Origin of the sequence: Sphingomonas donggukensis (assembly GCF_023674425.1) — a bacterium.
Classification (GTDB): domain Bacteria; phylum Pseudomonadota; class Alphaproteobacteria; order Sphingomonadales; family Sphingomonadaceae; genus Sphingomonas; species Sphingomonas donggukensis.
In genome coordinates this window covers 641,514-660,850 of record NZ_CP098401.1, presented here as the reverse complement: position 1 = coordinate 660,850, position 19,337 = coordinate 641,514, and the positions used below count along the sequence as shown (strand labels likewise).

At 68.4% G+C, this 19,337-nt stretch carries 19 protein-coding genes; 11 read left to right on the top strand and 8 right to left on the bottom strand.

The window, feature by feature from the left end:
- Positions 1-137: 137 nt before the first annotated feature.
- The 5 genes from M9980_RS03290 (at position 138) to M9980_RS03270 (ending at position 4,850) form a co-directional block, all read left to right on the top strand.
- Positions 138-1,064: a glycosyltransferase family 2 protein gene (locus M9980_RS03290; RefSeq protein ID WP_250753297.1), complete on the top strand. Its 927-nt coding sequence runs from the start codon at positions 138-140 to the stop codon at positions 1,062-1,064.
- A gap of 62 nt (positions 1,065-1,126) precedes the next feature.
- Complete coding sequence (locus M9980_RS03285; protein WP_277998312.1) at positions 1,127-1,771, top strand: ATP-dependent Clp protease proteolytic subunit; 645 nt, start codon at positions 1,127-1,129, stop codon at positions 1,769-1,771.
- Positions 1,772-1,877: 106 nt separating this feature from the next.
- The gene (gene clpX, locus M9980_RS03280; RefSeq protein WP_250753294.1) at positions 1,878-3,149 is read left to right on the top strand and encodes an ATP-dependent Clp protease ATP-binding subunit ClpX; all 1,272 of its coding nucleotides are present in this window, start codon (positions 1,878-1,880) and stop codon (positions 3,147-3,149) included.
- Positions 3,150-3,472: 323 nt separating this feature from the next.
- Positions 3,473-4,606, top strand: a complete 1,134-nt coding sequence (locus tag M9980_RS03275) for a calcium:cation antiporter (RefSeq protein WP_250753291.1) — start codon at positions 3,473-3,475, stop codon at positions 4,604-4,606.
- 40 nt (positions 4,607-4,646) lie between these two features.
- Positions 4,647-4,850 carry a hypothetical protein gene (locus M9980_RS03270; RefSeq protein WP_250753288.1) on the top strand — a complete coding sequence of 68 codons (204 nt, stop codon included), beginning with the start codon at positions 4,647-4,649 and terminating at the stop codon, positions 4,848-4,850.
- A gap of 17 nt (positions 4,851-4,867) precedes the next feature.
- Here the strand turns inward: M9980_RS03270 and M9980_RS03265 are convergent, their stop codons facing one another.
- The 5 genes from M9980_RS03265 to gatC all read right to left on the bottom strand — a co-directional run bounded on the left by M9980_RS03265 (position 4,868) and on the right by gatC (position 9,853).
- Complete coding sequence (locus tag M9980_RS03265) at positions 4,868-5,713, bottom strand: hypothetical protein (protein ID WP_250753286.1); 846 nt, start codon at positions 5,711-5,713, stop codon at positions 4,868-4,870.
- Positions 5,710-6,330 carry a hypothetical protein gene (locus M9980_RS03260; protein WP_250753284.1) on the bottom strand — a complete coding sequence of 207 codons (621 nt, stop codon included), beginning with the start codon at positions 6,328-6,330 and terminating at the stop codon, positions 5,710-5,712. The genes M9980_RS03265 and M9980_RS03260 overlap by 4 nt, the downstream gene beginning before the upstream one ends.
- Before the next feature lie 101 nt (positions 6,331-6,431).
- Complete coding sequence (gene gatB / locus M9980_RS03255; RefSeq protein ID WP_250753281.1) at positions 6,432-7,904, bottom strand: Asp-tRNA(Asn)/Glu-tRNA(Gln) amidotransferase subunit GatB; 1,473 nt, start codon at positions 7,902-7,904, stop codon at positions 6,432-6,434.
- 177 nt (positions 7,905-8,081) lie between these two features.
- Positions 8,082-9,566 carry an Asp-tRNA(Asn)/Glu-tRNA(Gln) amidotransferase subunit GatA gene (gene gatA, locus M9980_RS03250; RefSeq protein WP_250753279.1) on the bottom strand — a complete coding sequence of 495 codons (1,485 nt, stop codon included), beginning with the start codon at positions 9,564-9,566 and terminating at the stop codon, positions 8,082-8,084.
- Entirely contained in the window at positions 9,566-9,853 is a 288-nt protein-coding gene (gene gatC / locus M9980_RS03245; protein WP_250753276.1) for an Asp-tRNA(Asn)/Glu-tRNA(Gln) amidotransferase subunit GatC, read from the bottom strand. The genes gatA and gatC overlap by 1 nt, the downstream gene beginning before the upstream one ends.
- Before the next feature lie 152 nt (positions 9,854-10,005).
- Here gatC and M9980_RS03240 point away from each other — a divergent pair, with 152 nt between their 5' ends.
- The 5 genes from M9980_RS03240 to M9980_RS03220 all read left to right on the top strand — a co-directional run bounded on the left by M9980_RS03240 (position 10,006) and on the right by M9980_RS03220 (position 15,552).
- On the top strand, positions 10,006-11,103 hold the full coding sequence (locus M9980_RS03240) for a DUF3089 domain-containing protein (protein ID WP_250753274.1): 1,098 nt from the start codon (positions 10,006-10,008) through the stop codon (positions 11,101-11,103).
- 100 nt (positions 11,104-11,203) lie between these two features.
- On the top strand, positions 11,204-11,671 hold the full coding sequence (gene ruvX / locus M9980_RS03235; protein WP_250753272.1) for a Holliday junction resolvase RuvX: 468 nt from the start codon (positions 11,204-11,206) through the stop codon (positions 11,669-11,671).
- Positions 11,672-11,726: 55 nt separating this feature from the next.
- Positions 11,727-13,199: a S41 family peptidase gene (locus M9980_RS03230; RefSeq protein ID WP_250753270.1), complete on the top strand. Its 1,473-nt coding sequence runs from the start codon at positions 11,727-11,729 to the stop codon at positions 13,197-13,199.
- 164 nt (positions 13,200-13,363) lie between these two features.
- Positions 13,364-14,353 carry an aspartate carbamoyltransferase catalytic subunit gene (locus M9980_RS03225; protein ID WP_250753268.1) on the top strand — a complete coding sequence of 330 codons (990 nt, stop codon included), beginning with the start codon at positions 13,364-13,366 and terminating at the stop codon, positions 14,351-14,353.
- Positions 14,350-15,552 carry a dihydroorotase gene (locus M9980_RS03220; RefSeq protein WP_250753266.1) on the top strand — a complete coding sequence of 401 codons (1,203 nt, stop codon included), beginning with the start codon at positions 14,350-14,352 and terminating at the stop codon, positions 15,550-15,552. Before M9980_RS03225 ends, M9980_RS03220 begins: the two co-directional genes overlap by 4 nt.
- 5 nt (positions 15,553-15,557) lie before the next feature.
- Here the strand turns inward: M9980_RS03220 and M9980_RS03215 are convergent, their stop codons facing one another.
- From M9980_RS03215 to M9980_RS03205, 3 genes are read right to left on the bottom strand one after another with little or no spacing between them, the layout of a single operon-like run.
- Positions 15,558-16,922: an SPOR domain-containing protein gene (locus M9980_RS03215; RefSeq protein ID WP_250753264.1), complete on the bottom strand. Its 1,365-nt coding sequence runs from the start codon at positions 16,920-16,922 to the stop codon at positions 15,558-15,560.
- A complete protein-coding gene (locus M9980_RS03210) occupies positions 16,919-17,473 on the bottom strand; it encodes a hypothetical protein (RefSeq protein ID WP_250753262.1) in 555 nt (184 codons plus the stop codon). The genes M9980_RS03215 and M9980_RS03210 overlap by 4 nt, the downstream gene beginning before the upstream one ends.
- 15 nt (positions 17,474-17,488) lie before the next feature.
- Positions 17,489-18,202, bottom strand: a complete 714-nt coding sequence (locus M9980_RS03205) for a ParA family protein (protein ID WP_250753259.1) — start codon at positions 18,200-18,202, stop codon at positions 17,489-17,491.
- A 190-nt stretch (positions 18,203-18,392) separates the two neighbouring features.
- On the opposite strand from M9980_RS03205, the gene M9980_RS03200 reads away from it, so the two are divergent.
- On the top strand, positions 18,393-19,334 hold the full coding sequence (locus M9980_RS03200) for an SPOR domain-containing protein (RefSeq protein WP_250753256.1): 942 nt from the start codon (positions 18,393-18,395) through the stop codon (positions 19,332-19,334).
- Positions 19,335-19,337: the final 3 nt, after the last annotated feature.

The window sequence follows — 19,337 nt, the reverse complement described above, 5'->3', positions numbered from 1 at the left end:
TTCGCGCGGCCCTGGTCGTAGCTGGGTGAGGGGATCACCTATCGAGAGCGGCTCCCCTCATCCAACCTTCGCTAGCGAGCAGGCTCGCAAGCTACGGTATCCTTCTCCCTACGGAGAAGGCTTGGGGGGGTAGCACCGTGAACCAGCCACGCATCGCCGTCCTGCTGCCGTGCTACAACGAGGAAGCCGCGATCGCGCAGACCGTCGCGGCGTTTCGCGACGCGCTGCCCGGCGCCACGATCTACGTCTACGACAACAACAGCCGCGATCGCACCGCAGAGGTTGCCGCCGCGGCGGGCGCCGTCGTCCGGACCGAACGGATGCAGGGCAAGGGCCATGTCGTCCGCCGCATGTTCGCCGACGTCGATGCCGACATCTACGTGATGGCCGATGGCGATGCGACCTATGACGCCGGTGCCGCCCCCGGAATGGTCGCCACGCTGACCGGCGAGGGGCTCGACATGATCGTCGGTACCCGCGTGCATGAGGCCGCCGACGCCTATCGCCGCGGACATGTGCTGGGCAACAAGGCGATGACGGGGCTCCTCGCAAGCCTGTTCGGGCGCAGCTTCACCGACATCTTCTCGGGCTACCGCGTGTTCTCGCGCCGCTTCGTGAAAAGCTTCCCGGTGCTGTCGGCGGGGTTCGAGATCGAGACCGAGATCAGCGTCCACGCGCTCGAATTGAAGATGCCGACCGGCGAGGTCGAGACGGCATATTATGCGCGGCCCGAGGGCTCGGCGTCGAAGCTCAACACCTACCGCGACGGCGCGCGGATCGGGCGGACGATCCTGACGCTCTACCGGATCGAGCGGCCCCTGTGGTTCTTCGGCGCCATCGCCGCGCTGCTGACCGCGCTCGCCGTGATCCTGTCGATCCCGCTTGGCATCACCTACGTCGAAACCGGCCTCGTCCCCCGCCTGCCGACCGCGCTGCTGGCGACCGGGCTGACGATCGTCGCGGTGCTGAACCTGTTCACCGGACTTATCCTCGACACGGTGGTGCGCGGGCGGCGCGAGGTGAAGCGGCTGGCGTATCTAGCCGTGCCCGGACCGCTTGCCTGACCCCCTTGCGCGTATCGACCGCAACGCCGACATATGGCGCACCAATCAAGAGCGGGAATCCCATGCACGACCCTATGAGCGTCATCCAGAACGGCCTCGTCCCCATCGTCATCGAACAGTCGAGCCGCGGCGAGCGCAGCTTCGACATCTTCTCGCGCCTCCTGCGTGAGCGGATCGTGTTCGTGACCGGCGCGGTCGAGGATCACATGGCGTCCCTCATCACCGCCCAGTTGCTGTTCCTGGAGTCCGAGAACCCCAAGAAGGACATCTGGATGTACATCAATTCGCCGGGTGGCGTGGTGACCGCCGGCATGGCGATCCACGACACCATGCAGTACATCCGCCCGCGCGTCGGCACCGTGTGCATCGGCCAGGCCGCGTCGATGGGCAGCTTCCTGCTCGCCGCCGGTGAGCCGGGCCTGCGCGTCGCGCTGACCAACGCCCGCATCATGGTCCACCAGCCCTCGGGCGGGGCGCAGGGCATGGCCAGCGACATCGAAATCCAGGCCCGCGAGATCCTGCGCATCAAGCGCCGGATGAACGAGCTGTACGAGAAGTACACCGGCCGCACCCTCGATGAGATCGAGAAGGCGATGGACCGCGACACCTTCCTCGAGGCCGAGGAAGCCAAGGCGTTCGGGATTGTCGACGAGGTCTATGACAAGCGCCCCGGCATGCCGGACGCGGATGCGGCCCCGGCTGCTTAACCCTGATTTGCGTACACCCCGGCAAAATCAGTTTTGCCGGGTCCGGCCCGCCGTGTAGGATGGCGGGCCAATCGAAGCGCCGCGGATGCGGCGCGAAAGGTGATCGATGACGAAATTGAGCGGTGGCGACTCCAAAAGCACCCTCTACTGCTCGTTCTGCGGCAAGTCGCAGCACGAGGTCCGCAAGCTTATCGCCGGCCCGACCGTGTTCATCTGCGATGAATGCGTGGAGCTGTGCAACGACATCATCCGCGAGGAAACCAAGTCCGCGCTGGTGAGCAAGAAGGATGGCGGCGTGCCCACGCCGCAGGAAATCTGCGACGTGCTGGACGATTATGTGATCGGTCAGAAGCGCGCCAAGCGCGTCCTGTCGGTGGCGGTCCACAACCACTACAAGCGGCTGAACCACGGTGCCAAGGGTGCCGACGTCGAGCTCGCCAAGTCGAACATCCTGCTGGTCGGCCCGACCGGCTGCGGCAAGACCCTGCTCGCGCAGACGCTCGCCCGCATCCTCGACGTGCCGTTCACGATGGCCGACGCGACGACGCTGACCGAGGCCGGCTATGTCGGCGAGGACGTCGAGAACATCATCCTGAAGCTGCTCCAGGCGTCCGACTACAACGTCGAGCGGGCGCAGCGCGGCATCGTCTACATCGACGAGATCGACAAGATCAGCCGCAAGGCCGAGAACCCCTCGATCACCCGCGACGTGTCGGGCGAAGGCGTGCAGCAGGCGCTGCTGAAGCTGATGGAAGGCACCACCGCCAGCGTACCGCCGCAGGGCGGGCGCAAGCATCCGCAGCAGGAATTCCTGCAGGTGGACACGACCAACATCCTGTTCATCTGCGGGGGTGCGTTCGCAGGGCTCGAAAAGATCATCGGCGACCGGTTGCAGGGCAAGTCGATCGGTTTCGGCGCGCATGTCGCCGGGCCCGACGAGCGCAAGACCGGCGAGACGCTGAAGTCGGTCGAGCCCGAGGATCTGCTGAAGTTCGGCCTCATCCCCGAGTTCGTCGGCCGCCTGCCGGTGATCGCCACGCTCGAGGATCTCGACACGCCCGCGCTCATCAAGATCCTGACCGAGCCGAAGAATGCTTTGGTGAAACAGTATCAGAAGCTGTTCGAGATGGAGGACGTGAAGCTCGGCTTCACCGACGACGCCCTCGTCGCCACCGCCAAGCGCGCGATCGAACGCAAGACCGGTGCCCGCGGGCTGCGCTCGATCCTGGAAGGCATATTGCTCGACACCATGTTCGACCTGCCCAGCATGGACGGCGTCGACGAAGTGATGATCGACAAGGACGTCGTTGGCGGATCGAAGGAACCCGTCCGCGTCTATGCCAAGAAGGGCAAGGAAAAGGCCGGCGACGCGGCTTAGCGTTCGGAAATAGGCGGGCCGGAATGCAGCGGGTGCTACATTCCGGCCCGCTTTTTATTGGGGCGCGCTCACCTGAATAGCCGCGCGCGCCCTCCGTTCGTTTCGAGCGAAGTCGAGAAACCTTTCTCCGCGCCCGCAACCCGGATTTCGACTTCGCTAGAATCCCCGCGGATAGCGTGGCACCGCGTCGAGAAACGCTTGGACCGTCCCTCTCCAAACTTCCGGCGCCCACCCTCGGCAATGCCGCGCTCCAAAACTCGTTTCGCGGATGCAACCCTCCCCGGCCTCGGGCATTGGTTTTTGTAGATACGCCGGAGACGACATTGACCGAAGCCGCCGCCATCGACGCCATCCCTCCGCAGGCGACTAAGCGCGGACTTCTCCGCCGGAGCGGCCTCCCGCTCTGGTCGTTGCTGTTCCCGTTGCTCGGATTGCTCGCGGTAGCAGTGTCGCTGGCGAAGATGGGCGTCGTCGGCACCATCGTCGCCGCCATCGTGCTGATGGGATCGGTCCTGTCCGCGGTGCACCATGCGGAGGTCGTTGCCCACCGCGTCGGAGAACCCTTCGGCACGCTGGTGCTGGCGGTCGCGGTCACGGTGATCGAGGTGTCGCTGATCGTCAGCCTGATGCTGTCCGACGCGGGCGACGCCAGCAGCCTGGCGCGCGACACGGTGTTCGCGGCGATCATGATCATCCTGAATTTCATCGTCGGGCTCTGCCTGCTGGCCGGCGGGCTGAAGCATGGCGAGCAACGATTCACGTTGCGCGGGGTCAGTGCTGCGCTGTGCGTGCTGGCGGCGATGGTGGTGCTGTCGCTGGTGCTGCCAAACTACGTCTCCAGCGCGCCGGGGCCGACCTATGCGCCGTCGCAGCTGGTGTTCGTGGCGATCGTGTCGCTGATCCTCTACCTGACGTTCGTACTCGTGCAGACGGTGCGCCACCGCGACTATTTCCTGCCGGACGAGAAGGCGCCGAAGGACGCGCACGCCGAACCGCCGTCGAACGCGACCACCTGGACGGCGTTTGCGGTGCTGCTGGTCGCGCTTGTCGGCGTCGTCCTGCTCGCAAAGGCGCTGTCGGCGACGGTCGAAAGCGCGATCCTGGGCGCCGGCCTGCCGCTCGCCATCGTCGGGGTCGTCATCGCCGCGCTGGTGCTGGCACCCGAAAGCCTCGCCGCCTACCGCGCCGCACGCCGCAACCGGTTGCAGACCAGCCTCAATCTCGCGCTCGGCTCGGCGCTCGCGACGATCGGCCTCACCATCCCGGCGGTCGCGATCGTATCGCTGATCCTCGACCTGCCGCTCGCACTCGGGATCGGGCCGAAGGGGATCACGTTGCTGATCCTGTCGCTGTTCACGATCACGCTTACGCTCGGCACCGGCCGCACGACGATCCTCGGCGGTGCGGTTCACCTCGTCATTTTCGCGGCCTATCTCTTCACCACCGTCGTGCCCTGAACCCGGGCATCGTCGCCAAGCGTTGGCCCGGCGAAGGAGAATGATGATGACCGACCCCGACCGCCGCCAGAGCAACCCGGACGACGACCGTAGCGACATCGAACAGGCGGTCGATGCCCGCCGCGACGCTTTGGAGCGCGGCGAAGGCGGCAACGGTGACGGGCCGCTCGAACCGACCGGCATCCCAGACGGCATCGGCGGCACCGCCGGCGTCACGAAGAACCAGGGCGACGACGCCCACTAGGCGCGTCGCCCTCCCCGCTACCGAGCTGCGGCCAGATCGACGATCCGGTCGCGGTCGTAGCGTAGCACGCCGGGCATGTCCGGCACCCGCGTGATCGTCAGCCCGAAATAATTCGGCATCTTGCCCGCGGCGCGGAACGTCGCCGGCACGATTTTCGCGCTTGCCAGACGCGGGTCCATCGGCGTGTCGGCACCGGCAGGTACGAACAGCTTCTGCCCGGTCATCACCATCGGATAGCTGCTGTCGCCATCGGGCCGGTCGACCGGTTCGGCCTTTTCGATCACGCCCAGGTCGGTGATCTCCCCTGCCCGCGCGTCGAACTTCACGCTGCCCATGCAGAAGCAAGAACCCATCGCCGCGACACCCGGCGCCGCCGACAGGAAGCCGTACACGCGGTAGGTGCCCGGCGTCACTTCGTGCAGATAGGTCGAGCCGCCCTGCTTGGCGAAGCGGTTGATAGGCCCGATGCCGACCGCCGCCATCAGCGCGAACGGGGTGAATTCGAAATTCGCCTCGGTCGGCTCGACCGGCTTGTCGCCGACGCGGTAGCCGGGCGCCTTCTCCGCCGCCTTCAGGTCGCGCTCGTAGTTGGCGAGCTTTTTCTCGTATTTGCCGTGCGCCTTCACCAGCGCCTCGGCGCGCATCCTGTCGTAAGCGGCCTGATCCTCCGAGGTCGGCAGCTTCATCAGGTACATCGGCGTCTGCACTTCGCTGCGCAGCAGGACGTACGCCTTGGTGGGGTCGAGCGCGACGGTCGGCTTGTCCTTGACCGCGGCACTCTCGACGAAGACGGGATCGTCGTTCCTGGCGATGGCGGGCGTGGCGATGGCGGCGATCGCCGCTGCGAACAGGATGGTCTTCACAGGCCGAGTGCCTTCCCCTGGAGGTTGCCCGAGGCAGCGACCAGCGCCTGCTGCTTCAGAAACGCCCGCCGCTTGTCGGCATCGACGCCCGACAGGCCTTCCTCGAAATTGAACTTGTCCCACACGTCCTTGGTCAGGCCGTACCGGTCATAGCCCTTGAAATTCATGCAGGTGCGCATGTTGACGCGGCGCAGCCGGCGCTTTTCCGCCGATCCGAAGATCATCACCGCCATCGCATTGCCCAGCGCCCCGCCGATCGCGCCGCCCAGCGTCCCCGCATAGGGATAGGGCGTCTGCATATAGCCGATCCCGCTCTGGAGCCCGCGCGCGTAGCCGTCGCATTCGGAGATGTCGGCGAACGCAGTCGAGAAATCGGTGTCGGCACGGTGGAAGGCGTAATATTTGTCGAAGTTGGCAGCCTCGGTCCCGTCGCCCTTGAAGGCGAGTTCGGGCATCGTCACCGACGCGGCATCGCCGACCTCTCCGGGTGCGCCGAACGGCGAACCGCTGTCGGCCAGATAGGTCGTCCCGCTTGCTGCCTGCTGCGCGGTCGCGGGCACCTCGGCCGCGACCATTGCCACCACCGCCAGCGCGGCGGCGCCTCCCCCAAATCTCATCCATGCCCCCTTCGAAACGGCGTCGAATCATCCGCTTGTGCGCGGAAGATATCGCACGCCGTATCGAGGGCAAGTGTCCGCAGTCGGACGCGCGCGCAGGCTTAGCCGAGCGCCGCCTTCAACCGCTCGTTGACGACGCCGGGATTGGCCTTGCCGCCCATTGCCTTCATCGTCTGGCCGACGAAGAAGCCGAACAACTTGTCCTTGCCGCCGCGGTAGTCGGCGACCTTGTCGGCGTTGGCGGCCATGATCTCGGCGATCACTGCGTCGATCGCGCCGGTGTCGCTGGTCTGCTTCAGCCCGCGTTCCTCGACGATCGCTGCCGGATCCTGGCCGGTTTCCAGCATCACCTCGAACACCTGCTTGGCGAGGCTGCCCGACAGCGTGCCGTCGGCGACGAGGGCCAGCAACGCTGCGGCCTGCGCGGGCGACACGGGCGATTCCGCGATATCCTTGCCCAGCCGGTTGAGCGCGCCGAACAGTTCCGACGTCACCCAATTCGATGCCGGGCCCGCCGCGACCCCGGCCTCGAGCAGCGCGTCGAACCAGCGTGCGGTCTCCACCTCCGCGGTCAGCACCGCGGCGTTGTACAGCGTGACGCCGCCCGCGACGTAGCGCGCCCGCTTGGCATCGGGCAGCTCGGGCAGGCTCGCGCGGCATTCCTCCAGGAACGCCTCGTCCAGCTCCAGCGGCAGCAGGTCGGGATCGGGGAAGTAGCGATAGTCGTGTGCATCTTCCTTCGACCGCATCGACCGAGTGACGCCGCGATCGGGATCGTACAGCCGCGTTTCCTGCTGAATCGTGCCGCCGTCCTCCAGCACCTCGACCTGGCGGCGCGCCTCATGCTCGACCACCGCCATCACGAAGCGCACCGAATTGACGTTCTTCGTCTCGGTCCGCGTCCCGAACGGAGTTTCCTCGCCATTTGGCCCGGGCTTCCGCACGCTGACGTTCACGTCGGCGCGCATCGATCCCTGGTCCATGTTGCCGTCGCACGACCCGACGTAGCGCAGGACCGAACGCAGCTTGGCGAGGTACGCGCCAGCCTCTGCGGGAGAGCGCATGTCGGGCTTCGACACGATCTCCATCAGCGCGACGCCCGAACGGTTCAGGTCGACATAGCTCTGCGTCGGATGCTGGTCGTGCATCAGCTTGCCGGCGTCCTGCTCGACATGGATGCGCTCGACGCCGATGACCTTGGTATAGCCATCGGCCTCGATCTCGACCGAGCCTTCACCGACGATCGGGTGATAGAGCTGCGAAATCTGGTAGCCCTGCGGCAGGTCGGCGTAGAAGTAATTCTTGCGATCGAACCGCGACCAGCGGTTGATCTGCGCATCGATCGCCATGCCGGTGCGCACCGCTTGGCGGATGCACTCGCGGTTCGGGACCGGCAGCATCCCCGGCATCGCCGCGTCGACCAGCGACACCTGCGTGTTCGGCTCCGCCCCGAACGCGGTCGCCGCGCCCGAGAACAGCTTTGCCTGCGACGTGACCTGCGCGTGGACTTCCAGGCCGATCACGACCTCCCACTCGCCGGTGGCGCCCTGGATACGATAGGTGGATTCAGTCATCTTGTTTCAATCCGCGGATTGGGCGTCGCAACAGAGGGTGCTTCGCCCTAGGTTCGCTATTCGGGTTCGGCATCGGCGTCGTGCGACGTTTTGCCGGTAGGTCGTCATCACGCTTCGCTGCCCAATCAGGGATAAGGCCGGCTAGATCGCCAAGCCCGCTCACCCAATCGAGAAAGCTTACCACCATTGCTCCGCCCGCGCGGTGAAGCCCGCGCGTTGTTCGAGCGCCAGACCGGCGTTGAGGACGCCCTGTTCGTCGAGTGCCTTGCCGATGATCTGCAGACCCAGTGGCAGGCCGTGCTTGTCGACGCCCCCCGGCACGCTCATCGCGGGTAGGCCGGCGAGGCTCGACGGTACCGTAAAGACGTCATTCAAATACATCGCCAGTGGATCGGCGCTCTTCTCGCCCAACGCGAACGCCGCCGACGGTGCGGTCGGCGTCAGCAGCAGGTCGCACGTCTCCCAAGCCTTGTCGAAATCCTGCGCGATCAGCGTGCGGACCTTCGAAGCCTGTGTGAAGTATGCGTCGTAAAACCCTGCGGACAGGACATAGGTGCCGATCATGATCCGGCGCTTCACCTCGTCGCCGAAGCCGGCGGCGCGGGTCGCGGCGTACATGTCCTGCAACCCTGCCCCCGCCGGCAGGTCGCGCAGGCCGAAGCGGACGCCGTCATAGCGCGCCAGATTCGACGATGCCTCGGCAGGCGCGATGATGTAATAGGCCGGCAGCGCGTATTTGGTGTGCGGCAGGCTGACCTCGACGATCTCGGCGCCGGCGTCTTTCGCCCAGTCTATGCCCTGCTGCCACAGCGCCTCGATTTCCTCGGGCATGTTGTCGACGCGGTATTCGCGCGGGATGCCGATGCGCTTGCCGGCGAGGCTGGGGTTCAGCCCCGCCTCCCACTTAGGCACGTCGAGCTGCAGCGAGGTTGCGTCCTTCGCGTCGAAGCCCGCCATCGCCTCCAGCATGATCGCGCAATCGGTGACGTCGCGCGCCATCGGCCCGGCCTGGTCGAGCGACGAGGCGAACGCCACCGTCCCCCAGCGCGAGCAGCGGCCATAGGTCGGCTTGATACCCGCAATGCCGGTAAAGGCGGCGGGCTGGCGGATCGAGCCTCCGGTGTCCGTGCCGGTCGCCGCCGGACACAGCCGCGCCGCGATCGCCGACGACGATCCGCCTGACGATCCGCCGGGCGCCAGCGGCGCGTTGCCGCCGTCGTTGCGCCGCCACGGCGACAGGACGTTGCCGAAGAAACTCGTCTCGTTCGACGAGCCCATCGCGAACTGGTCGAGGTTCAGCTTCCCCAGCATCCCCGCGCCCGCGTCCCACAGGTTCTGCGACACGGTGCTTTCGTATTCGGGCACGAAGCCCTCGAGGATGTGGCTCGCCGCGGTCGTCTGCACGCCCTTCGTCGCGAACAGATCCTTCATGCCGATCGGCACGCCTGCCAGCGGCTTCGGCGCCTCGCCCGCAGCACGAGCCCGGTCGGCCTCGCGCGCGGCGGCAAGGGCATGGTCGGGGGTTTCGACGATGAAGGCGTTCAGCACCGACGCCGCGGCGACGCGCGCCGAAAACGCTTCGGCCACCTCGACCGCGGAAAACGCGCCCTCGCGGACGCCATCGCGAAGGGCGCGGACGCCCAGATCGGTCAGCTCGGTCATTATTCGATCACCTTGGGCACGGCGAAGAAGCCGTGTTCGGCCACCGGCGCGTTCGCCAGAACCTTGTCGCGCACGTTGCCGTCGGTGACGACGTCGTCGCGCAGGCGCAGGTGGTTGGGGATCACGGCGGTCATCGGCGCGACGCCGGCGGTGTCGACTTCGCCCAGCTGTTCGATCCAGCCGAGGATGTTGTTGAGTTCGGGCACCATGCGCGCGGCGTCGTCATCGGTGATGGCGATGCGCGCGAGGCTGGCGACCTTCTTCACGGTTGCGGTATCTACGGACATGGCCCGCGGCTAGCAGAGCCTCCGCCACGCATGCAAATGGAACCTCCGCTCACGAACGCCGCCCGCGACGATTGCGCGCGGCGCATTCCTGATGCAGGAAATTTGCGATTGTGGCGGCCCGCGCCATGTTGCACCGCACAACGAGAGACAGCTTGGCCAGGAAATTCCTTTATGTCGTCGCCGGCTTGATCGTGCTCGCGATCGCCGCAGCCTTTGCCTACCGCCTGTTCGGCATCGACCTGATGCGGCGGTACATGACGCCGAGCGTCGCGTTCGAGGCGAAGCCGGCGCTGCGCGGCGACGCCTATGCCGCCCGTCGCATGTGGCTGGCCCGCCCCGACATCGCGAACAGCCCGGCGCTGTGGGTGCCCGAGGGTCAGCAGGCCGCGGACGGCGGCGGCGCGGTCTTCTTCATCCACCCGACCTCCTACCTCGCCTCCGATCACTGGAACGCCCCGCTCGACGACCGCGAGGCGAACGACCGCGCGGCGTTGTTCCTGCGCGGCCAGGCAAGCGCGTTCAACGCGGCGGGACAGGTCTGGGCACCCCGCTATCGCCAGGCGGCGTTCGGGGCGTTCCTGACGACGCGCAAGGATGCCGAACAGGCGCTGGCGCTCGCCTACCGCGACGTCGCGGCGGCGTTCGACACGTTCCTGGCCGCCAATCCCGACCGCCCGATCATCCTGGCCGGGCACAGCCAGGGCGGCCTCCACTTGACGCGGCTGCTGCGTGAGCGCGTTGCCGGCACGCCGCTCGCGAAGCGCATCGTCGCGGCCTATGTCATTGGCTGGCCGGTATCGCGCGACACCGATCTGGCCGCGCTGGGCCTCCCCGAATGCACCCGTGCCGACCAGACCGGGTGCCTGCTGTCGTGGCAGAGTTTCGCCGAGCCGGCCGACGCGTCGCTGATCCTCGACACCTTCGATGCGACCACCGGCTTCGACGGCCGCTCGCGCAAGGGCACCGCGATGGTCTGCACCAACCCGCTGACCGGCACCGCAAACGGCAGCGCGCCGGCGTCGGCCAACCTCGGCACGCTGTTCCCCAGCAACGACCTGACGTCGGCGATGCTGGAGGCCGGTCGCGTCCCCGCGCGCTGCGACGGGCGCGGCCTGCTGATGATCGGCGAGGGCCCCGACGTCGGCAGCTACGTGCTGCCGGGCAACAATTATCACGTGTACGACGTCAGCCTGTTCTGGGGGAACGTCCGCGCCGATGCAGCGCGACGGCTGGCGGCGTTCGGGAAGTGAGCTTTCCCGTTCGTTTCGAGCGAAGTCGAGAAACGGTGATGCAGCGCCCGGGTCAGTTTCTCGACTACGCTCGAAACGAACGGATTTTTGGAGCGTCGCGATGATAACCGCCGCCCCCGCCGACTTCCGCGCCGCCCTTCCCGCCGGCGGGCGGTTGCTCGGGCTCGACGTGGGCACGAAGACGATCGGCACCGCGCTGTGCGATGCCGGGTGGAGCTTCGCGAGCCCCGCGACCCTGATCCGCCGCACGAAGTTCACCGCGGACAAGGCGTTGCTGGCGGCGATGCTTAGTCCCCAGTCGGTGCGGGGCATCGTCATCGGCCTGCCGCTCAACCTCGACGGCAGTGATTCGCCGCGGACGCAATCGACCCGCGCGTTCGCCCGCAATCTCCTCGATCTCGCGCTGCCGATTCTGCTGTGGGACGAACGCTGGTCGACCGTCGCGGTCGAGCGGGTGATGATCGAGCAGGATCTGTCGCGCGCCAAGCGCGCCGAGCGCGTCGACAACCTTGCCGCCGCGCACATCCTGCAGGCCGCGATCGACGCGCTGGTCAACGTCGCCGCCTGATCCGCTTGCGCAGGGCGCGCGGTCAGCGCATCCTCCGGCGATCACGGAGGACGCGATGCCCGGTCTGACGCGACGTTCGATGCTGGGTGCCGGCGCCGCACTCACCGGTGGGACGGCAATCCGCGCGCTTGGCGCGGTCGCGCCGCCGACGCTCACCGTTCAGGCGATGCAAGCCGACATCCGCCTGTTGCGACAGGCGTATGGCCGGCTCCATCCCGGCCTGCTCCGTTACAATACGCAGGCGCAGGTCGATGCCCGGTTCGACCAGCTGGCCGACGCGGCGCGGCGCCCGCTAACGCTCGGCGGCTTCTATGTCGCGCTGTCGCGATGCCTGGCGACGATCCGCTGCGGGCACAGCTACGCCAATTTCTACAACCAGTCGAAGGCGGTGCGCGCCGCGCTGTTCGACGCACCCACCCGCCTGCCGCTCCAGTTCGTGTGGCTGGGCGATCGGATGATCGTCACCGCCGATCCGTTCGCGACCGGCATCGCGCCCGGCAGCGAGATCCTGGCCATCGACGGTCGCCCCGCGCGCACGATCCTTTCGGCGTTGATGCAGGTCGCCCGCGCCGACGGACACAACGACGCCAAGCGGCGACAGCTGATGTCGGTGCTGGGCGAGGACGGGTACGAGAGTTTCGACGTCTTCTACGCGCTGATCTTCGGCGGGCGGACGCGCTATGCCTTGCAGATCGCCGCCCCCGATGGCCGCCGCCGCGCGGCGTTGGTCGATGCGGTGACGCTCGAGAAACGGCGATCGCAGCAGGCCATTGCCGACGCTGGGCGCGACGACGGGCCGATCTGGACGATGGCGCGACGCGGGCGCGCGGGCGTGCTGACGATGAACGGCTGGGGGCTCTACAATTCGAAATGGAACTGGCGCGGCTGGCTGGATGCGGAGGTCGATCGCCTCGTCGCCGATCGCGTGCCCGCGCTGATCGTCGATATCCGCCGCAACGAGGGTGGGGAGGATTGCGGCGACGCGCTGGTCGCGCGGCTGACCGATCGCCCGATCGTGTCCGACCCTGCCCGCCGTCTGGTGCGCTATCAGACGCTGCCCGCGGACCTGCGCCCCTATTGCGACACCTGGGACCGCGCGTTCGACACGCTCGGCGTCGGGGCGGCGCGCTACGACGATCGCTTCTACGAACTGGCCGGCGAAGAGCGCGGCGCGACCGTCATCGCGCCGAAGGGGCCGCGCTACACCGGCAAGATCGTCGTCCTGACCGGGCCGCAGAACAGCTCGGCCACGTTTGCGTTCGCGCAGATGATCCAGCGCGAACGCCTCGGCACGCTGGTCGGGGAGCCGACCGGCGGCAACCGGCGCGGGATCAACGGCGGATGCTTCTATTTCTTTCGCCTGCCAGAGACGGGTCTGGAGGCCGACCTGCCGCTGATCGGCACCTTCCCGCGCACCGCCGAGCCCGACGCCGGCATCGTTCCCGACATCATCGCCGCACGGTCACCGCAGGCGACCGCATCCGGAACCGATGTGGCGATGGACCGGGCGCTCGCAATGCTCGGCTGAAACGCCTGTCCTACACGCGCCAAATCTGCTTGGACGGGCGTGGGCGCAAATTCGCCGGAGCGAGGTCTTCGCATCGGAGGGGTGGAAAGTTCCTAGATGCCATCGTTTCGCGGAACTTTCGGAACCTTGCCGCATCGCCCGCGCCCGGCTAGGCAACCGCTTTAATGCACGCCTCAGACCACCGCCCCTCCGCGCAGCTTCATGGCCGCGCGGCGTTCCCGCATCGGCACCTGACCGGCATCGCCGGGTTACAGCCGCACGAGATCCTGTTCCTGATCGACGAGGCCGAGCAATGGGTGGACGCCAACCGCGCCCGCGCCACGCCCGACAAGCGGCTGGACGGCCTCACCCAGATCAATGCCTTCTTCGAAAACTCGACCCGCACGCTGCTGAGCTTCGAGATCGCGGGCAAGCGCCTGGGTGCCGACGTCGTCAACATGCACGCCGCGCAATCGAGCGTGAAGAAGGGCGAGACGCTGATCGACACCGCGGTGACGCTGAACGCCATGCGTGCCGACGTCATCGTCATCCGCCACATGAGTTCGGGCGCGGTGCAGTTGATCGCGGACAAGGTCGATTGCCCCGTGCTCAACGCCGGTGACGGGCGCCACGAACACCCGACCCAGGCGCTGCTCGACGCCCTCACGATCCGCCGCCGCCGCGGCAGCATCGCCGGGCAGCGCGTGGTGATCTGCGGCGACCTGCTACACAGCCGGGTCGCGCGATCGAACATCCTGGCGCTCACCGCTCTGGCGGCGGAGGTCCGCGTCTGCGCGCCCTCGACGCTGATGCCGCCGGGGATCGAGGGGTTCGGGGTCACGCCGTTCACCGATTTCGACGCCGCGCTGGAGGGGGCGGACGTGGTGATGATGCTGCGCGTGCAGAACGAGCGGATGAGCGGGGGCTTCATCCCCTCCCCGCGCGAATTCCATGCCCGCTACGGCCTGACCACGGAGCGGCTGGCGCGCGCGAAGGACGACGCGCTGGTGATGCATCCCGGCCCGATGAACCGCGGAGTGGAGATCGCCTCCGACGTCGCCGACCACCCCACCCGCTCGGCGATCACCGAGCAGGTCGAAATGGGCGTGGCGGTGCGCATGGCGTGTCTGGATGTACTGACCCGTGCCGAACGCGGCGTGGAGGGTTGGGCATGACCGGCCTGCGCTTCGTCAACGCGCGCATCGTCTGCCCGTCGGGCGGAGAGCGTGAGGGGGAATTATGCGTCGCCGGCGACACCATCGTTGCCGACGCACCCGCCGACGCCACGGTCATCGACTGCCGCGGGCGGTATCTTGCGCCCGCCATCGTCGACCTGGGCGCCTTCGCAGTCGACAAGGCGGCGTGCCGGGCGGGCGGGATCGTACGGGTCGCGCTGATGCCCGATCAGGCGCCGGTGCTCGACGACCCGGGCATCGTCCGCCGCGCGGCGACCATGGGGAAGCCCGAATTGTGGGTCCACCCGCTGGCCGCCGCGACCAGGGGGCTGGAGGGCCGCGACCTTGCCGAAATGGCGATCACCGCTGGCGCTGGCGCGCGTGCGGTCGCGACCGGACGGCGCTGGATCGGCGACGCCGGGCTGATGCGCAAGGTGCTGGCCTATGCGAAGGATTGCGGGCTGACCGTCGTCAGCCATGCCGAGGATGCGGGGCTCGCCTGCGACGCGGTCGCGACCGATGGCCTGACCGCGACGTTGCTGGGCCTCCCCTCCGCGCCCGCCATTGCCGAGGCGCTGGCGGTGGCGCGCGACCTGATGCTGGCCGAGGATACCGGTGCACAGCTGCACATCCGCCAGGTCACGACCGCGGCCGCGCTCGACCTGATCCGCGCGGCCAAGCGTCGCGGCGTCGCTGTCACCTGCGGCATCACGCCCAGCCATCTGCTGCTGAGCGACATCGCGATGAGCGACTTTCGCACCTTCGCGCATCTCTCCCCGCCGCTCCGGTCGGAGGATGATCGCCGCGCGTGCGTGGCGGCGCTGGCCGACGGCACGATCGACGTGCTGGCGTCGGGCCACGACCCGCGCGGGCCGGAGGAAAAGCGTTTGCCCTTCGCCGATTCGGCACCGGGTGCGGCTGGCGCGACGACGCTGCTGGCGCTCGCGATCGGCCTGGCGGAGACGACGGGATTTGGGCTCGATCGGCTGTTCGCGCTGCTCGCGGCCAACCCGGCGCGGATACTGGGGCTCGATACCGGCACGCTACAGGCGGGTCAGCCCGCCGACCTGCTGCTGTTCGATGCCGGCACGCCGTGGCAGATCACCGCCGCCGACGGCAACACCCCGTTTGAGGGGCTGCCGGTGCAGGGCAAGGCCCTGCGGCTATGGAAGGGGGGCACCGAAATCGGCGCCCCCTGATCCTGTCAGCGCGAGGCGAGTTGGACGCCGGCGCGCTTCCAGGCGGCGACCTGATCGCCGGCGCCGGTGCGGACGAAGCAGCGGCCTCCGCCGGCGCGGACCTTGCGGCACATCGCATCGGCATCGCCGCGCGCGAACCCGCCGACCGACAGCCGGTAGAAGCTCGCCCCGTTGGCCGAGAAATTGACGCCGTTGGGCGTGTAGCCCGACAGCACGCGGTGCCGCCGCGTCATGCGCGCCCAGGAATCCTGCGCCACCGCAGCATTTTCGAACGCGCCGAGCTGCACCACCCAGTCGCCCTTCGCCGCCGGCTTGGGCGTCACGGCGGGGGCGGTACGCACCGGCACGGCCAGCTTGAACGGCTTTGCGGCGGCGCGGATGAGCGACGGCGCGGCAGCGGCGGCAAGGCGCGGCGCGGCGACCGGAACCGCCTGCACCACCTCGGCACGCGGCGCGAACGCCACAAGGGCCGCAGCCGTCGGGGCCGCCGGCACGGCCCCGGTGAAGGTGACTTCAGCAGTCTGCTGGACCGCGGGGGCCGGGGCCGCGGCGACCGGCGTCGCGGCAGGCGCGCTGCCGGGGGCGGTTCCGGGCATGAACGTGTCGATCGGGGCGACCGTCTGCGCGACGGCGACCTGGGTCGGGCTCGAGCTGCGCAGCGCCAGCCGTTCGGGCTGGCCGCCGTCCATGACCGGAGTCACGCCCAACAGGCTCGCGACCTGATCCGACGCCGATGTCGGGCGGGCGAACGCCAGCCACTGGAGGATGCGCTTGTCGAGGTCGGCTGGCGCCACGTCGAAGGCAGCCACGGTCTTCGCTTCCTGCCACCGGCCCGACAGGCCGAGCGCGAGGGCGAGATTCTGCCGCGTCTTCGCGTCGGCACCCGGCGCGCGCGCGGCGTCGGTCAGGATGCCGACCGCGGTCGCCGGATCGCCGGCCAGCGCATAGGCAAGGCCGCGGTCGCTGGCGGGGATAGTCGATTGGTGCGTGGTCAGCGTCTCGCGCGCACCTGCCCAGTCGCCGGTGCCGATCTGCGCCAGCGCCAGATGCAGCGCCGCAACGCCGTCCGACGGATCGAGCGACAGCGCATCGTTCAGCGCGCCCACCGCCGACGGGAAGCGCCCGGCAGCGAGATATGCCTGCCCGAGAAGCGTGCGATAGCTCGCCGTGCGCGGGCTGTAGGCGACGGCATTCTCCGCCGCCGCGACGGCCTTCGCCGCCTTGTGCTTGCCGAGAGCCTTCTGCGCGGCCTGCGCTTCCGACGCGGCGCGGCGCGCGGTGCCGGTGTCGCTGGCGGCGTTCACGGCAAGGCCGCCGGCAAGGCTGGCGCCGGTCAGCAGCGCGGCAGCCAGGATCGATCTGGTGGTCATGACTTCCCCCCTGAAGTCTGCGTCGAAAGCTGGGCCGCAAGCCCCTCCACTTCCGGCAGGGATGCGATGAAGGCGTCGAGCGCCTCGATGACGAGCTGCTGTGCCGACCGGTTCCGGCTGGCCGAGGCGAGGCGCAGGCGCAGGTGGCGATCGGCGTCGAGCCGCAGCGTGAACGCCGCCTTGGACTTTGCGCTCGCGGCGTCGACGACGGGCCGTGCGGCGCGCTTTGCCGGAGCCTTGACCGGGGCGGGAGCCTTCACGACTGCCGCGACGGGTTCGGGCGCGACCGGCTCGGGCGCGATCGCCTCTTCCAGCGCCTCGCGCTCGATCAGCACCGGCGGTACCGTCGCGACCGCGGGTGCGATCGGGGCGGGCGCGGGCGCGATCGACACGACCGGCGCAGGTTCTTCACCCATGTCGTTCCAGCCGAGATCGTCGAGGCTGACAGCGGGGCCGTGGAAGCCCTGGGGACGCATCGCCGGGCGCGCCTGACCCTTGCGGGCGAGCAGGCCGGACGAAAGCGACGCGGTGGGTTTGGAGGATCCGAACATGTGCGCCCCTCCTCCTCAGCTCACCACGCGGCGGCCGAAGCCGCCACCGCTGCGCGCGCTGGCGAAGCCGTTGGCATGGTTGGGGGCCGCGAACACGGTGCGGCGGAAATTCTTCTCCAGCCGGTCGGAGATATAGGCCCACAGCGCGGTGACCTCGGCGGCAGACTTGCCGTTCGGATCGACCTCCATCACCGTGCGCCCGTCGATCATCGACGATGCGAAATCGGTGCGCTGGTGGAGCGTGACGGGGGCGACCGTGCCGTGCTGCGACAACGCGACGGCGGCCTCCGAAGTGATCCGTGCTTTCGGCGTGGCGGCGTTGACGACGAAGATCAGCGGCTTTCCGGCGCGATCGCACAGATCGACGGTGGCGCCCACGGCGCGCAGGTCGTGCGGGGATGGACGCGTCGGCACGACGATCAGCTCGGCGACCGCGATCACGCTCTGGATCGCCATCGTGATGGCCGGCGGCGTGTCGATCACCGCCATCTTGAAGCCCTGCTGACGCAGCACCTCCAGATCGGCGGCGAGCCGCGCGACCGTGGTCTGGGCAAAGGCCGGAAATTCGGTCTCGCGCTCGTTCCACCAGTCGGATAGCGACCCCTGCGGATCGATGTCGATCAGCACGACCGGGCCTGCGCCCGCCAGCTGCGCCTGCACGGCGAGGTGCCCGGACAACGTCGTCTTGCCCGATCCACCTTTCTGCGATGCCATCGCAAGTACGCGCATTTCCACCCCTGATATCGATAGTCCCGGCGAAGGGGATGACATGGCGGGCGATAAGATTGGGTTAATGCGGGCGCCGCGCGGCGCGTCGACGCCGAGCGATCGGGGCCCTTCGCGGTCGGTCACGAAATCTTTGCGATTGCATGGCTAATCGGCGTTAAACATATTTCGACAGACGGGAACGGACGAAACCATGCGCACGCGGATCTGGGCAGCGTCGATCATCCTTGCGGCATGCGCGAGCGGGCCAGCCCTTGCCGACGTGAAGGCCGGGGTCGATGCCTGGAGCCGCGGCGATTACCGCACCGCCATCGCCGAATGGCGCGGGCCGGCGACAGCAGGCGATGCCGACGCGCAGTTCAACCTGGGCCAAGCCTATAAGCTCGGGCGCGGCGTGCCGGTCGACCTGGCGATGGCGGAGGAATGGTACCGCAAGGCGGCACTCCAAGGACATCAGCAGGCCGAGGACAATTACGGCCTGGCGCTGTTCCAGAACGGTCGCCGCGACAAGGCGGTGCCGTGGCTGGAGAAATCTGCCGCCCGGGGCGAGCCGCGCGCGCAATATGTGCTCGGCACGATGTACTTCAACGCCGACGTCGTGAAGCGCGACTGGGTGCGTGCCTATGCACTGATGACGCGCGCGTCGGGCGCGGGAATCGCGCAGGCGACGACGACGCTGGCGCAGATGGACGGCTTCATCCCCCTCGCCGATCGCCAGAAGGGCACCGCGCTGGCCCGCCAGCTCGAGGTCGGGGTCGTGAAGACGCCGCCGCCGGTCGCCTATGTCGCCCGCGACACGCCACCGACCCCGCCCGTCGCGAACGTCGAAACGGCGCCGCAGCCGCGACCCGCAGCAATTCCGAAGCCGGCTGTCGTGGCCAGCAAGCCCGTCGCCGCCCCCGCTCCGCGCCCGCCCGTCGCCGCCAGCGGCGCCTACCGCGTCCAGCTCGGCGCGTTCCGCGATCCCGACGGTGCGCGCCGGATGTGGGCACAGCTGGGCAGCCGCTTCCCGGGCCGCCAGCCCTATTATGTGAAAGCCGGCGCGCTCACCCGCCTGCTGGTCGGCCCATATCCGACCCAGGCCGACGCCGCGCGCGGCTGCGGCTCGGTGCGGCCCTGCGTGCCGACCCGCTGAGCC